The organism is Catenibacillus scindens (assembly GCF_014202115.1).
Classification (GTDB): Bacteria; Bacillota; Clostridia; order Lachnospirales; family Lachnospiraceae; genus Catenibacillus; species Catenibacillus scindens.
Window position 1 is genome coordinate 132,138 of sequence record NZ_JACHFW010000004.1, and the last position, 15,578, is coordinate 147,715.

Annotated in this window: 11 protein-coding genes; 3 read left to right on the forward strand and 8 right to left on the reverse strand. The window is 45.4% G+C overall.

Annotated elements, in window-relative coordinates; translation table 11 throughout:
- Positions 1-69: 69 nt before the first annotated feature.
- Positions 70-1,014, reverse strand: coding sequence for a 3-hydroxyacyl-CoA dehydrogenase family protein (locus HNP82_RS06895; RefSeq protein ID WP_183772830.1), 945 nt, complete (start codon positions 1,012-1,014; stop codon positions 70-72).
- A gap of 531 nt (positions 1,015-1,545) precedes the next feature.
- On the opposite strand from HNP82_RS06895, the gene HNP82_RS06900 reads away from it, so the two are divergent.
- On the forward strand, positions 1,546-1,752 hold the full coding sequence (locus HNP82_RS06900) for a hypothetical protein (protein WP_183772831.1): 207 nt from the start codon (positions 1,546-1,548) through the stop codon (positions 1,750-1,752).
- 66 nt (positions 1,753-1,818) lie between these two features.
- Here HNP82_RS06900 and HNP82_RS06905 read toward each other — a convergent pair whose 3' ends face one another.
- Positions 1,819-2,781 carry a flavodoxin domain-containing protein gene (locus tag HNP82_RS06905; protein ID WP_183772832.1) on the reverse strand — a complete coding sequence of 321 codons (963 nt, stop codon included), beginning with the start codon at positions 2,779-2,781 and terminating at the stop codon, positions 1,819-1,821.
- 156 nt (positions 2,782-2,937) lie between these two features.
- On the reverse strand, positions 2,938-4,236 hold the full coding sequence (locus HNP82_RS06910) for an ABC transporter substrate-binding protein (RefSeq protein WP_183772834.1): 1,299 nt from the start codon (positions 4,234-4,236) through the stop codon (positions 2,938-2,940).
- A gap of 354 nt (positions 4,237-4,590) precedes the next feature.
- Here HNP82_RS06910 and HNP82_RS06915 point away from each other — a divergent pair, with 354 nt between their 5' ends.
- Together HNP82_RS06915 and HNP82_RS06920 are read left to right on the forward strand one after the other, a co-directional pair.
- Positions 4,591-5,991, forward strand: coding sequence for an aryl-sulfate sulfotransferase (locus HNP82_RS06915; RefSeq protein ID WP_183772835.1), 1,401 nt, complete (start codon positions 4,591-4,593; stop codon positions 5,989-5,991).
- Between the two features lie 92 nt (positions 5,992-6,083).
- The gene (locus HNP82_RS06920) at positions 6,084-8,459 is read left to right on the forward strand and encodes a GH39 family glycosyl hydrolase (RefSeq protein ID WP_183772836.1); all 2,376 of its coding nucleotides are present in this window, start codon (positions 6,084-6,086) and stop codon (positions 8,457-8,459) included.
- Positions 8,460-8,714: 255 nt separating this feature from the next.
- On the opposite strand, the gene tuf is transcribed toward HNP82_RS06920, so the two are convergent.
- The 5 genes from tuf to HNP82_RS06945 form a co-directional block, all read right to left on the reverse strand.
- Positions 8,715-9,902, reverse strand: coding sequence for an elongation factor Tu (gene tuf, locus HNP82_RS06925; protein ID WP_183772837.1), 1,188 nt, complete (start codon positions 9,900-9,902; stop codon positions 8,715-8,717).
- A gap of 186 nt (positions 9,903-10,088) precedes the next feature.
- Positions 10,089-12,206 carry an elongation factor G gene (gene fusA, locus HNP82_RS06930; RefSeq protein WP_183772839.1) on the reverse strand — a complete coding sequence of 706 codons (2,118 nt, stop codon included), beginning with the start codon at positions 12,204-12,206 and terminating at the stop codon, positions 10,089-10,091.
- Positions 12,207-12,247: 41 nt separating this feature from the next.
- Positions 12,248-12,718, reverse strand: a complete 471-nt coding sequence (gene rpsG, locus HNP82_RS06935; RefSeq protein WP_183772840.1) for a 30S ribosomal protein S7 — start codon at positions 12,716-12,718, stop codon at positions 12,248-12,250.
- 166 nt (positions 12,719-12,884) lie between these two features.
- A complete protein-coding gene (gene rpsL / locus HNP82_RS06940) occupies positions 12,885-13,307 on the reverse strand; it encodes a 30S ribosomal protein S12 (RefSeq protein ID WP_183772842.1) in 423 nt (140 codons plus the stop codon).
- A 201-nt stretch (positions 13,308-13,508) separates the two neighbouring features.
- A complete protein-coding gene (locus HNP82_RS06945; RefSeq protein ID WP_183772843.1) occupies positions 13,509-15,557 on the reverse strand; it encodes a hypothetical protein in 2,049 nt (682 codons plus the stop codon).
- Positions 15,558-15,578 lie beyond the last annotated feature (21 nt).

Below are 15,578 nucleotides of genomic sequence, written 5' to 3' on the forward strand. Positions count from 1 at the left end.
TTTTAATGATATTGCCCGACAAATGGGCATAAGACGCGGATTGCTCCGCGTCCGGCGCGGCATATCTTTTTACAGACGGCCCAGGGCTCTTGCCACTTTGATCAGGCCTTCGGTCAGCTCTTCGTTGGCTCTCTTCACATCTTCCGCTGTATATTCTTCAAGACCTTTTAATGTCTTAAATCCAAGATTTCCTTTGGCAATGTTGTCGGTGAGCAGTTTTGAAGGCTCTGTGGAATTTTCCAGGTGCGGGAACAGATATTTATGAATATTATAGGTCAGATCCAGACCGCCCATATCCATAACTTCCACCGGAGCGCAGATGCCAAGACGCATACCGAAACCATATTTAATAGCGTCATCCACATCCTGCGGATCAGCGATGTCATTTTCAATAATGGACAGAGCCTCGCGGAAAAGAGCGTGCTGCATACGGTTGGCCAGGAATCCCGGAACATCTTTCTTAACGATAACCGGACGTTTTCCGGCTTCTTTGAGAAGATCATAGGTTGCCTGAACTGTCTCATCAGAAACATATTTTGTGCGGATAACTTCAACCAGCGGGATCAGGTACGCTGGATTCCAGTAATGTGTTCCAATGATTCTCTCTTTATGTACTGATTTTTCAGTGATCTCTGTAATAGACAGAGCGGATGTATTGCTGGCAAGGATAGTGCTTACCGGGAAAATGCTGTCCATTTTCGCAAAGTATTCCTGTTTTACTTCCAGTTTTTCAACAATACATTCAAATACAATATCAGCGAAATCCGCAACTTCTTCGATAGTATCTACAAAACCGATACGTCCCAGAATTTCAGGGATCTGGGCCTCATCCAGAGCATCATTGGCCGCCAGCACTCTCAGATTGTCTTCCACAACGGCTCTTGCGTCATAGCGGGTCTTATCATCATAAACATAGATCACCTTTACATTATATCCTTTTGTTGCGAACAACTGGGCAATACCCAGGCCCATTTTTCCGGCGCCAAGCACGGAAACATTTTTCTTTGAACTCATAATCCTTCACTCCTTTGATGATTATCTTATCCTCTCACCGACAGCCGGTAAAGGCATGTCAATGAACTCTGCTGCCCATATTTTTACGCAAATCCTATGCCAATTTTTTATGTTTTTATAGTAAACGTCATAATAATTTTCATTATAGCGTTACTATTCACAGTCGATTTAAAGCAGGAACCTCCACCAAATGAGCAATCATAGCTGCGGCAGCAGAGGTAAAGCCTGCAAAGCAGGCGGGATTTCCTTGCATAAATCGTATACATCTTCCGGAGGGTTTATACGAATATTTTATTTTAGACATACATCCGCCGACAAAATGCGACATAGGATATAGTGGAAAGTTTCTTTCCTTAAGATCAATATGACACAGATGGACTGCAGCGGCGTTTTGAGAGTCACACTGGCCCTCGCCGCCGCTCCGGATATTTCGATGAAAATAATGCCGTCACATTTCCGGAACCTGAAGTTTTTGTCCAGTGCGGCATTATTGTCCATCCAGAGCCCTGCCCTGTCCCTATTGACTTTTCCATGGAAGGCTGCCAGGATTCTCTCAAACTGGATCTGGGAGATGTGTACCTGGAATCCCAAGGCCGCATTGTCCAATTTGATCTCACTTTAAAAAATATCTGTCCCGGCAAACGAACCGCCCTCGCGGTGATATTGACAGAAATCGACACAAGCGGCAATGAACAGCAGCGGGGACTGAAAACAATAAAGCAGCGCTTCGGTCACTGATGAACCGAAGCGCTGCCTGACACTGCTTTGCCCCGATAAAAGTCTCCGGGCCGCAGCTTGATTTTCTTATTCATTATCTGCTTTTGTCGATAAGGGTTTCAGCCGGGGATGCGTATTATGTACAGAATAAAACGGCGTCTTTGTCCCTACCTTATCAAATGGGATAAGTCTTCTGAACTTTCCTTCTTTTTCCGCTTTTTCAAGAACCATACAGAACAGCTCTGAACCGTGATCCTGCCCTGCCGGTGCCGCCTGTTCATAGGGGATTTCCGGGTGAATTGCGCCTGTAGGACAGAGCATTTCACAGTAAGTGCATCCGTGTCTGTCATCACAGCAATTTCCCTCGCTGCCATATTTTGGGGGATCACAGGAATAGTCGTTGTAACCCATGGTACAATGGTCTATACAAATGTGACATTTCGGATAAAGACATTTCTCCGGATCTCTCACCAGCTTTCCGTGGACATTGTGAAATCCCCCCAGATGATCAATAGCCGCGTTGGCGTGCATGGGCATCATATTTGGCATGGGCGACTTTGGCAGCTCTACGTTCTCGCCCCGGCAATAAGCGGCCCCCATCTCTCCCATTTTCTTTCCGAAAGCAAAGGCATCTTCTAAGTCTTTCTCATCAGGATGTCCCGCTGTATAGTAGGGTTCCGGGAATATCTGAATAGAACAGTTGCCGTACCATTTGTCCCATCCAAGAACTGTAAAGCCCTTCTGCATAAGCCTGGGAACAGCTAACGGGAAATAGAGATCGGGCATAGTTCCATGGGTACAGAAACAAAAGGCCGGCTTGCCTTTCTGATCCGGAAGGCTTTCCACAAACAGACGCATATTGGGCGTCATCTCATACCACACCGGCGAGCCGATTCCCACAAGATCATAGTCCTCCAGATCTTCTGCCTTTGTGTTTTTCAGCAGGGATACATACACCTCCCATCCGGCGGCCTTCAGACCGTCCCGGATCTTTCTTGCCGCTTTCTGGGTATTGCCTGTCTGGGAATAATAAACGATCAGTGCTTTCATCTTTGTCAACCTCCATTTATTTTTATGGATATACTGCAGTAACCGTTCAGCCATCTGGGATGCGTGGACAAAACTGTTACATACTGCAAGTATACTCTATTTACAAAGCGTTGACAAACAAAGATTCTAAAGGAATGCCTTTTCTCGCTTTTCCGATTAATTTTCCGCGTAATAGGCGTCTAACTGTTCCTGGTAAGCGGCAAGATATTTGTCGCCTCCGGCGGCGGATAAAGCTTCCAGAAATCTTGGAATTTCTGTCTCAGGATCAACCGATCCGCTTTCAATTCCCGGACGATACTGCTCAATGACATTATTAATCTGGGGCATTTCCATAGAGTAGTCTGTCTGGTCAAAGGAAAAAGCGAGGCTCTGGGATTTAGGCGTATCTTTCAGCACCTGCTCCCGCTCGGCAAGGAGATCAGGATCATTGCCCTCCCAGACTTTGCGGATAAAACCGTTGCCGTAAAACCAGTAGGTAAATGTATAATATCCGGAGTTTTCCTGGGTCACGCCTTCCGGGAAACTGATGGTCCCATCGCCGTTGTCAACATAATGGACGTCTTCCACGCCGTAATTTAACAGATTGACGATCCGCTCGTCTGTGTACATCATATTTGCAAACTGAAGGGTATTGTCTCCTAGGCGGTCAAACTGCACTGGATCGTCAAAGCCGTTTAAAAAGTAGTAATCGCTTGTGGTCAGTATTGCGCCGCCAATATAAGCATTGGCAATAGGGGAAATATTGGATTCATTTTCAGCGATCACTGTGAGAACAGCCTCCATATCATCAAAAGATTTCACCGACTGAGCCTGCTCTGTCAACCCGTATTTTTCCAGAAGGTCTTCCCTCATATACCAGATCACACTTTCCGCCACATCATAGTAAGCCGGGATGCCGCAAATACTTCCCTGGTAAGTTGTGGCCTGTAAGATATCTGATCCCACAGTCTCCGTAAGCTGCTGGCCATACTCTTCCAGAAGATCATCTAAAGGAATAAACACGCCCTGGGTCGTCACACCTGAATAGCTGGCGGACCCGCCGGGAAATGTAAGCATACAGTCCAACTTCTCGCCGCTGGACAGCATGAGATTCATCTGCTGGGTGTAACTTCCCACTTCCACCGTAAAAAGTTCCACCTCAGTGTTGATCTCCGGAATTGTAATCTCATTAATGGCGTCCTGCACCATCTCCAGGTCTTGCGGTATGGTTCCGTTAGTCGGGTAGGCCACAACAATCTGCGCGATATCTTCCTCTGTTCCGGATGCTGCCTGACCGGCGCTGTTTTCCGCTGCGGCGCTCCCCTCCGTTGCCTCCTGGGATGCTGACGCAGTTTTGGATGTGTCCGCCGGCTGGCCGGATCCTCCGCAGCCGCTTAAAGATATCATTCCCAAAGAAAGGGCTAAAAAGGCTGCCGTTGTTTTCCCCTTAAATCCTACATGACTAAAAAACTTCATAAATATCTCCTCCTTTTTTTCGGACATTTTTGTCCTCGCAGAAAACCCTTCTGGAATTTTCTCTGCTTTAAATCATGTGATCATTATAGGGATAAAGCAAAAACAAATCTTTTAATATTATTACTCAAAAAACCATAAAAAACAGACTTTTGAGATTGGAAGGACATCTTCCTCAAAATATGTCAAATATTTATCATCAGAAAATTGACCTTTTTTTATTTTCACCTGGGGAGCGCTAAAAATATCAAAATAAACATTGGGTTATGTTTAATAAAAAGCTATATTCTGTCACCGCCAACACCTATAATAAATACATCATCTTAGAAAAATATTTTGATCAGAGGAGAACTGCTTATGGGAAATGTATCTTACTATCCAACTGGGGTTTGCCTGTACAAACCAGAAAAATGTTACAATGGATATACACTTTACGCCTGCCCAGGGGGCGGCGCTGTTATTATTGATATGCACGGCAACGAGTTCCGCAGGTTTGAGAATATTACTGGATTTCCCCTGAAAATGCTGCCAAATGGCCATATTATGGGATCATCCGCCGAAATCCCCAATCATTTACAGGACATGGCCGATTTAATTGAAATTGACTGGGACGGAAATATTGTCTGGAAATATGATGCTTTTACGACCTGGACTGCAAATGGCCAAAAACCCGTTCCAGCCCTTCGTCAGCACCATGATTTCCAAAGAGAAGGTACCCCCAACGATTACTGTCCTCTAAAGGATGGGGAAGTGTTTGAAAAGCGGGGAAAAACATTGATCCTGTGCCATGAAAATGTGGAAAATCCAAAGATTTCAGATAAAATGCTCCTTGACGATACCATCATCGAAGTGGATGAAGACGGTCATATTTTATGGCGCTGGTCAGCCTCTGAGCATATTGATGAATTTGGATTTTCGCCGGTACAGCGGGAGACAATCCGGAAATGGCCAAACTATGAGCCCCGATCGGGCTGCGGCGACTGGCTTCATATTAACTGTGTATCATGGCTTGGAGAAAATCCATGGTACGACCAGGGGGATGAACGTTTCCGTCCGGAAAATATTCTCTTTGGCAGCCGTGAAGGCTGCGTTATGTGCATTATCTCTCACGAAACCGGCCGCGTTGTGTGGCGGCTCGGTCCTGATTTTTCTGAAAATGAGACGTTGAAAGCGATAGGATGGATCATTGGTCAGCATCACGTCCACATGATCCCCAAAGGGTTTCCCGGCCAGGGCAATATCCTTTTATTTGACAACGGCGGCGCTGCCGGCTATGGGGTTCCCACTCCATACAATCCCACCGGAAATAAAGCGATCCACCGGGATTATTCCCGCATCCTTGAAATTAACCCTGTAACCCTAAAAGTTGAGTGGGAATACAGCGCCGCCCAGGCCGGATATTTCGGCCCGCTGGAAGGATTTCGCTTTTATAGTAAGCTTGTCAGCAGCGCCCAGCGCCTCCCCAACGGAAATACACTGATCACCGAAGGTGTTGACGGCCGGATATTTGAAGTAACAAGAGATTTCGAGCTTGTATGGGAGTTTACCAATCCTGTCTTTAACGGAAAGGGCAACGGTTCTGCTTTTCAGCCGCCGTATATGAATATGCTCTACCGCTCCTACCGAATCCCTTACCCGTGGATTCCCCAACTGGAACCACCCAAAGATCTGCCGCCCATTACACCTTTAGCCAACAGCAATTTCCGGGTTCCCGGATCTCCCGCCCTGTCCCGGACAAAACCAGTAAAAATCAGTTAAAACATTCCCCGATTGTAATCTTTTTCATCCTGTGCTAAACTTGATAAAAGATTACATCGGGGATTTTTCATGAAAAAGGAGTTGAAGCGTCCATGACCTGCAGCGATTTACCCGTAAAAAATGTGCAGATTCTTTCGTCAAACAACGAAAATGTTCTATTTTCTAAAGGTATCCGGATTTTATACGTACTGGAAGGTTCCTGTTCCTTTGTCATCAATGAAAGGTCAATCTACGGCCAGTCCGGAGACTTTTTCTTCTTTCTCCCTTCCATTCAGCCGGGATCAGTGCTGCTCTCTGGCAGCGTCAGCTCACGGCTCATTTGGATTGCCTTTGATATGTCATTTTTTTACGAACATGTCCCCGGATGGGAAGGCCTTCATGTTGAACTTTCAAAAAACATTGAACGCCACAGGGAAGTATTCAGACAAATCTTAACCCAGATAGCTTCCGTCTGGTTCGGTTCACCCAAAAACCGTGACCTGATTCTTCAATCTCTGAGCTTTAATCTGGCTGTACTTCTCTCAGATATTTTGCCCATCAGTGTTTCCAGGGATCAGCTCCCACATCGCTCTGACCAGATTACATTTTATCTTGAAAATAACTATGAGCGCCCGGTCACTCTCAATGAGATGGCAGAGTATATGCATCTTTCCGGAGCATATTTGTCAAGGTACATTAAGGCTCATTTTCATAAGGGTTTTCATGAATATCTGACCTCTATACGTCTGGAACATGCCAAAAAAGATCTGGAATCCACAAAAACATCTGTGACGAATGTGGCTTTAAATAACGGATTTCCAAATGTTTCCTCATTTAATAAATGTTTTAAAAGTGAACTGCAAATGACGCCAAACCAATATCGGAAACGATATTTTCCGGCCAATCCTCCCCAGGAAATCTCCGGCAAAAAAGAAGTCTCTCAGGCGGAAGAAGTTCAGTATTCTTCGGTTCTGCCTCTGCCCGTCCCTTTATTTTCCCCTGAAAGCTCTATTTTTTCAGAAATATCTGTGGCTGGAGAGACCGTTAATATTTTAATGCAATCGGAAAAATACGAAAATCTGGATACCAAATGGCATGATATGATCAATCTGGGCTTTGGTCTTCACTGCGGACAGACAAAATTTCAGGAGCAATTAAGTGAACTCCTGGTAAAAATTCCTTTCACCTATGGCCGCATCCAGGGCATATTCAAAGATTACGCCGCAACAGTGAATGCTCCAGAATCTGCCTATCCTTTTTCAGAGCTTGACAGTATTTTTGACTTTTTCTCCCGGCTACATCTCCTGCCCCATATAGATTTTGCCTGTATGACCCACGATCCCCAATACGCTGGCTGCCCGCCGGACATGGGACTTATTGAAAGTTTTCTGAAATACTATATTAAACGTTATGGTCAGCAGGTATTGTCCCAATGGCGTTTTGAATACAGTATGCCCTTTCAGGAACCGGGTATGGCGGCTTTTTCTCCGGGAGAATATGCTCTTTTTTGTGAAAAGCTGGAAAATCTTATACACCGCCTGATCCCTCATGCTTCTTTCGGCTGTTTTTTCGGTTCTCCTATGCTTCCCTGGGATTTTGTTGAATCTATGGTTGAAGAATTGTCCCGCCGGCATATGAACCTTAACTATATTTCCCTCCACCTTTATCCCTATGAACCGCCAAAGGACGCAGGCCGCCATCATCTGATTTTGTCCACAGATCCGGATTTCTTCTTAAACTACATCCGGAAATTCCGAAAGATTTACGCCAATTATTTTTTGGAACCGCTGCCCATTTATGTAACCTACCTTCAAAATGAAACCGCTCCCTGCCCATGGACAAATGACTCCGCTTTTATGGCTCCTTTTTTGTTTAAAACATATATAGAACTTTACAGAGATGTGGCGAATATCGCTTACTCGGCTTTCTCAGATATTATTTATAAAAATAACAGCGATAATCCTTATTTTTCCGGAGGAAATGGTATTATTACTTTCCACGGCATCAAAAAACCTTCATATTTTGCCCTATTCATGTTGTCCAAAACGCCAGACCGGATCTTTTACCATCACAAGAACGCTTTTATTACTTCCATGGACGAAAATACATGCCAGATACTTATGTACAACTATGTCCATTACACGGCAGCCCACTGCCTGAACAGCCAGGAACAGTACCCGGTTTACCAGATTTATGAAAAACTTCAGAGCGGAAACATTATCGAGTTTTCCTTTGATTTTTCTCAATGGCCGGAAGGCAGTTACCGCATACAAAAGTTTATTTTAGGACCAAAACACGGCAGTGTCCTGGATGAATTTATCCGCCTTGGCATACATGACGATATGCTTCCCATTGAGTTAGATTATCTTGACAGAAATGCAGGTATGGATATTTCCGTGGAATATATTCATGTGGACAGGGGAACCCGCCTGACCGCCCGGCTTGCTCCTTTGGAAATATGTGTTTATGTGGTCTATCCTATTTTATGATACAAGTTTGTCCGAGCTTTTTTGTCATGTTCTCACAGCTTAACGCCATGCCAGCCAGACTTCGCTTTGCTCATCCAGCTGCGACTGGCGCCGTATGCTTTTATATAATTTTACATAGCCATGCCATCAGGACGAAGCAAAGCTTCGTCCTGATGCGGGCTGCGCCCTATATTTTCATGTTAAAAAAAGCTCGGACAAGCTTTCAGCTTGTCCGAGCTTTTTTACCATGAAAATGCATGGCTTTGCTATTTCACATTATTCGATGATTGTGGCAACACGGCCGGAACCTACTGTACGGCCACCTTCACGGATAGCGAATGTAAGACCCTGCTCCATAGCGATCGGATGGATCAGTTCGATGGTCATTTCTACGTTATCGCCAGGCATGCACATCTCTGTGCCTTCAGGAAGCTGAATTTCGCCTGTGATATCTGTTGTTCTGAAATAGAACTGAGGTCTGTATTTGTTGAAGAAAGGTGTATGACGGCCACCCTCGTCTTTTGTTAATACGTAAACCTGAGCTGTGAATTTTCTGTGAGGATGTACGCTGCCTGGTTTAGCAAGAACCTGTCCTCTTTCGATTTCGTTTCTCTGAACACCACGAAGAAGGCAACCGATGTTATCACCAGCCTGAGCTTCATCAAGGAGTTTACGGAACATCTCGATACCAGTTACAACAACTTTACGTGTTTCCTCTTTAACACCTACGATCTCAACTTCTTCGGAAAGGTGAAGTGTACCACGCTCTACTCTACCTGTAGCAACTGTACCACGGCCTGTGATGGAGAATACGTCCTCTACAGGCATAAGGAAAGGCTTATCTGTGTCACGCTGCGGATCAGGAATGTACGCATCAACTGTATCCATGAGTTCCATGATCTTGTCGCCCCATTCGCTTGAAGGATCTTCAAGAGCTTTAAGAGCGGAACCTTTGATGATCGGGCAGTCTGTGAATTCATACTCTTCAAGAACTTCTGTTACTTCCATTTCTACTAACTCAAGAAGTTCTTCGTCATCTACCATATCGCATTTGTTTAAGAATACTACGATATAAGGTACACCTACCTGACGGGACAGAAGGATATGCTCTTTTGTCTGAGCCATAACACCATCAGTAGCAGCAACAACAAGGATAGCGCCGTCCATCTGAGCAGCACCAGTGATCATGTTCTTTACATAGTCAGCATGGCCTGGGCAGTCAACATGTGCATAGTGACGTTTTGCTGTCTGGTACTCAACGTGAGCTGTAGAAATTGTGATACCACGCTCTCTCTCTTCCGGAGCTTTGTCGATATTTTCAAAGTCTACTTTTTCGTTACCAGGAACTCTCTCTGCTAATACTTTTGTGATAGCAGCAGTTAAAGTTGTTTTGCCATGGTCAACGTGACCGATGGTACCAATATTACAATGTGGTTTGCTTCTGTCAAACTTAGCTTTTGCCATTTTGATAGTCCTCCTTAATATAATTACCCCTAAAGGCAAGGGCATAATAAACTGACATACCGCAATGCGGCATCACCGCGGATACAGGCCACCCCATCACAAAAAATAATGATTCAGCCCTTCTCTATCCGCCTAGCTAAAACTAATTATATTGCATTTGGGCCGGATATTCAAGCCCGATTTTGATTATTTTGCTTTTGCGGCAATAACCTTTTCCTGTACAGATTTTGGAACTGGCTCGTATTTTTCAAAGAACATGGAGTAGTTACCACGGCCCTGTGTTCTGGAACGCAGGTCTGTAGAATAACCGAACATCTCAGCCAGCGGGACGAAAGCCTTAACCATCTTGCCGCCGCCGATATCATCCATACCTTCAATACGTCCACGACGGGAGTTGATATCACCGATAACATCACCCATATATTCTTCCGGCATTGTCACTTCAACCTTCATGATCGGCTCAAGTAAGATTGCGCCAGCCTTGTTCATAGCATCTTTGAATGCCAGAGAACCGGCGATATGGAATGCCATTTCGGAAGAGTCAACTTCGTGGTAGGAACCATCATATACAGTAGCATGAACACCAAGTACTGGGAAACCGCCGATAATACCAGCTTTTGCAGCTTCCTCGATACCTTCGCCGACAGCCGGGATATATTCCTTAGGAATAGCTCCGCCCACAACTTCGGAATCAAACTTGAATGTTTCTTCGCCATTGGGGTCCATAGGCTCAAAACGAACTTTACAGTGACCATACTGTCCACGTCCACCGGACTGTTTTGCGTACTTGCTGTCCACTTCCACAGTCTTTGTGAATGTCTCTTTGTAAGCAACCTGAGGAGCGCCGACATTAGCTTCTACCTTAAACTCACGCAGAAGACGGTCAACGATGATCTCCAGATGAAGCTCACCCATACCGGCGATGATGGTCTGTCCTGTTTCAGAATCTGTATGAGCGCGGAATGTTGGGTCTTCCTCTGCAAGTTTCGCGAGAGCTTCACCCATCTTGCCCTGTCCGGCTTTTGTCTTAGGCTCGATCGCCAGCTCGATAACCGGTTCCGGGAATTCCATGGACTCAAGGATTACCGGATGCTGTTCATCACAGATCGTATCACCGGTTGTGGAAACTTTGAAACCAACAGCAGCGGCGATATCACCGGAGTAAACTTTGTCCAGCTCAGAACGTTTGTTGGCATGCATCTGAAGAATACGTCCAACACGCTCTTTTTTATCTTTTGTAGAGTTATATACATAGGAACCGGAATTCATTGTACCGGAATATACACGGAAGAATGCCAGTTTTCCTACGAACGGGTCGGTCATGATCTTGAATACAAGAGCGGAGAACGGTTCTTCATCAGAAGAATGTCTCTCGATCTCATTGCCTTCCATATCTACACCTTTGATTGAAGGAATGTCTGTAGGAGCAGGCATATATTCAATGATAGCGTCCAGAAGTTTCTGAACACCTTTGTTTCTGTATGCGGAACCACAGCATACAGGAACGGCTGTACACTCACATGTACCTTTTCTTAACGCTGCCTTGAGCTGCTCTGTTGTAGGTTCCTCGCCTTCCAGATACTGCATCATAAGGTCGTCATCCAGTTCACAGATCTTTTCGATCATGTCTGTTCTGTATAACTCAGCGTCGTCTTTCATATCATCAGGAACATCAACGATGGAAATGTCATCGCCCTTTTCATCATTGTAGATGTAGGCTTTCATTTCAAACAGGTCGATGATTCCCTTGAAGTCATCTTCTTTGCCAATTGGCAGCTGCACAGGAATCGCATTCTTGCCCAGACGTGTCTTAATCTGTTCTACAGCACCGTAGAAATTTGCACCCATAATATCCATCTTGTTGATGAATGCCATACGAGGTACATTATAAGTATCTGCCTGACGCCATACGTTTTCGGACTGTGGTTCTACACCGCCCTTCGCACAGAATACGCCGACAGCACCGTCAAGCACACGCAATGAACGTTCAACCTCTACCGTAAAGTCAACGTGTCCAGGGGTATCAATGATATTGATACGGTATTCCTGAGCGCCTGGCTTTGGTTTGTGAAATTCCTGAGGTGTCCAATGGCATGTGGTAGCAGCTGAAGTGATCGTGATACCTCTCTCCTGCTCCTGTTCCATCCAGTCCATGGTTGCAGTACCTTCGTGAGTATCACCAATCTTATAGTTAATACCAGTGTAATAGAGGATACGCTCTGTCAATGTGGTCTTACCAGCATCAATATGAGCCATGATACCAATATTCCTGGTTCTCTCTAATGGATATTCTCTTCCAGCCAAGGATAATTCCTCCTTAAATTAGTTACGAAGCCAGTGGCAAATTACCATCTGTAATGAGCAAATGCTTTGTTGGCCTCTGCCATTTTGTGCATGTCTTCTTTTCTCTTAACAGCGGAGCCTGCGTTATTAGCAGCATCCATAATCTCGTTGGCCAGTCTTTCTTCCATTGTCTTCTCACCGCGCTTACGTGCGAACAATGTCAGCCAGCGAAGGCCCAGGGCCTGTCTTCTGTCAGCTCTTACCTCGATAGGTACCTGATATGTGGCACCACCGATACGTCTTGCCTTTACTTCAAGTACAGGCATAACGTTGTTCATAGCTTCCTCAAATACTTCCAGAGCTTCTTTGCCAGTCTTGGCAGCGACTCTGTCAAACGCGCCGTAAACGATCTTCTGGGCAATACCTTTCTTACCGTCTAACATAACGTTATTGATAAGCTTTGTTACGATCTTGCTGTTGTAGATCGGATCGGCCAGTACGTCTCTTTTCTGGATATGTCCTTTTCTTGGCACGTTACTTCCCTCCTTAATAATATAGATTAGATCATCGGTACTCACATGGCCTAAACGCCTGTAATGTGTTCGCGCTCGAATTGCTCTCTTATATTAAACCAGCAACCATCCGTTACTATGGTAAAATAATGCTACATTCGTCGCAAATAGTACAGATTGAAAACAATTACTTCTTAGCGTCCTTTGGTCTCTTAGCGCCATATTTGGAACGTGCCTGACGTCTCTTTGCAACGCCTGCTGTATCAAGTGTACCACGGATGATATGATATCTTGTACCTGGTAAGTCCTTAACACGGCCGCCGCGGATCAGAACAACGCTATGCTCCTGTAAGTTGTGGCCCTCGCCCGGAATGTAGCTTGTTACTTCAATACCGTTGGAGAGACGAACTCTGGCGATCTTTCTAAGAGCTGAGTTAGGTTTCTTAGGAGTAGCTGTCTTAACTGCAGTACACACACCGCGTTTCTGTGGAGAGGACATATCTGTTGTCTTCTTGTGCAGAGAGTTGTAGCCCTTCTGAAGAGCCGGCGCTGTGGATTTCTTTTCTACAGTCTGTCTTCCCTTTCTTACTAACTGGTTAAATGTTGGCATTATTTTCACCTCCTGAAATATAAGTAAAAGTGGCTGCCGAAAATAACTATCTTCGGTAATATGTGCGCAAAACAGCTTCACCGCTTGCGCACACTCATTGAGTATAGCAACTTTTTTTTCACTTGTCAATCAGATTTTTGAATAAGTTCAGCCATCGAGAATAGGGCGGGATGACTTATGCCTGCATAAGAATCAGACCGTCTATTCACTGCAGTTGAGCGGCCGCTCCCACCACAGTGTTTCCGGCCATCCCTCCGTGTCAAAACTCCGCCGTATGGTCTCGCTCATAACGGTAAGCTTTTGGAGGATGTGAGAAGACTCAAAGTAGGCGCAGCCGGGATACATCCCCATAGCGTACTCCATGATCCTTGCCCGGTCTTCTGTGGGAAAGCTCTTGGAATAAATATCCACAAACCAGGCTTCCTTGGGGCTTCCCGGTCCGTTAAAAATGTAGTCCCAGGACGTATCCATGGCATTCTCACGGTATCCCCAGGCATAAGAAAAACCAGGCGGATTCATCAGATTCCACAAAGCAGAGGTATAGTTTTGATCACCATCCCCGGAAATCATATAATCTATGGCATGGCTGATCTCATGGTAGATCAGGGTCTGCAAACGCCCTGGCGAATCTATGGAAATTGCAATATACTGCCCGTTTCTTCCCCCATAAAGCCCAACAGTAGATGACAAGCTGTCATCCCCGTCAGGAATCAGCCTTTTTACCAGATAAAACTCCAATTTTCCACCGCATCCATCCTGGAGCTGTTCAAAAAATCCATCCGGGTATTTTGAAAGGCATTCCTCCATAAATTTCAGGCTCCGGTAAATTTTAGGCACAGAATTTGAAATTTCCGCCTGATATCCGGACAACTGTACCGGGCACTCATCTCCAAGAAGAATTTCCACGCCAAAACGCTGTTCCAGCCCAGCGGCATAATCTTCAAGCTGTGCAAAAAGCTGAGGTTCATAAGTATCCGCCGGGATATACGGAACACGGTAGCTTTTTCCTTCTCCACAGATTGTATCCTCATTTAAAGTATTCCATACATAAATTTCATCGGGCCTGCTGCTAAGATAAAAGACAACCTGACCTGTATCCGCCCGATAGTCTGCAAAGACCGGCCAGACTGCGTTCACCGCCTCATCATCCTCAATATCCACCGGCCAGCAGGCCACCTTCCTTCCGCTGTCCATATCATACAGAGACAACACTTCCCTTGCTTTGCCATCAGAAGTTTCTTCGGTATACGATGTACACAGACGGCGCTCCTGGGGCCAGGCAAAGACATGATCATACTCCTCGTAATCATCAAAGAGAAACTGCCAGGTCATATCCGGCTGGGAAAAATCACCGAAAACCGCCTGATCCAGCATCCCATACAGTGTTGTATAGTACATACTCCCGCTTCCAGTCACCGGAGAAAACGAACTGCTCTCATAAATATTGCCCCCGGACAGATCCACATAATTTTTCACGCTGCGGAAATTATCCAGTCCGTTGTCTGTTTTTTCAAGAATCGTTCCGGTCACCGCCAGCAATGTCCCATTATTATAAATTCCTTCAATATAAGGCGGTTCATAGAAATCAGCTCCAGGATCAATTCTTTTTTCTTCGCCAGTTTCCCGGTCTTTTTGCAGAATCTGCCCGCTATAGTTTACATAATACAGATATTTATTATTCAAATCCATTCTGGGCGCTGAGACATAATCCCCGTCTACAAAATATTCCGAGACGATGTTAAAATTTTCATCCATCCACAAAAACTTTCCGGATTCCAAATCAAAAATCCGAAGAAGGGACGGCCGGGTCTCCGCTTCCGGCTCACTGTTAAAAATTCCGTCCTGTATCTTAATTTCATTTTGTCCTTCATGTCCGGCAAATTCGGAAAGAAGGGTTACATTGTCCTGGCAAAATTCAATCTGAAGCTCCCGGACAAAAGACGGTTCGGTCTGGCCCAACGTCTCCCCAGTGGCGCTGTCCACCCGGCAAAGCATATAGTACCCGTCCGCATAATAATAAATAAGAAGATCTTCATTCCAGGCATACACGCCCATAATGGTTCCTCCCGGCGCCGGAAGCACTGTCATAGTCTCCGATTCTGCCGGCCCGCCGAAAGTTTCCTCAAAAGAAATCCCATCCGAAATTTCCCCCACTCCCGGAGCGCTTTGGGCACGACAACCAACGCACAAAACAGAGACTGTAAGAAAACACAAAAACCATGGCAGCCAAAAACTTTTACCACATTTCAATCAACATCCACCACCCCATGG

What these genes read in the sequence shown, in the direction of transcription:
- HNP82_RS06895 (WP_183772830.1), bottom strand. Translation starts at nt 1,014, where the DNA reads ATGAGTTCAAAGAAAAATGTTTCCGTGCTTGGCGCCGGAAAAATGGGC.
- HNP82_RS06900 (WP_183772831.1), top strand. Translation starts at nt 1,546, where the DNA reads ATGGAAGGCTGCCAGGATTCTCTCAAACTGGATCTGGGAGATGTGTAC.
- HNP82_RS06905 (WP_183772832.1), bottom strand. Translation starts at nt 2,781, where the DNA reads ATGAAAGCACTGATCGTTTATTATTCCCAGACAGGCAATACCCAGAAA.
- HNP82_RS06910 (WP_183772834.1), bottom strand. Translation starts at nt 4,236, where the DNA reads ATGAAGTTTTTTAGTCATGTAGGATTTAAGGGGAAAACAACGGCAGCC.
- HNP82_RS06915 (WP_183772835.1), top strand. Translation starts at nt 4,591, where the DNA reads ATGGGAAATGTATCTTACTATCCAACTGGGGTTTGCCTGTACAAACCA.
- HNP82_RS06920 (WP_183772836.1), top strand. Translation starts at nt 6,084, where the DNA reads ATGACCTGCAGCGATTTACCCGTAAAAAATGTGCAGATTCTTTCGTCA.
- tuf (WP_183772837.1), bottom strand. Translation starts at nt 9,902, where the DNA reads ATGGCAAAAGCTAAGTTTGACAGAAGCAAACCACATTGTAATATTGGT.
- rpsL (WP_183772842.1), bottom strand. Translation starts at nt 13,307, where the DNA reads ATGCCAACATTTAACCAGTTAGTAAGAAAGGGAAGACAGACTGTAGAA.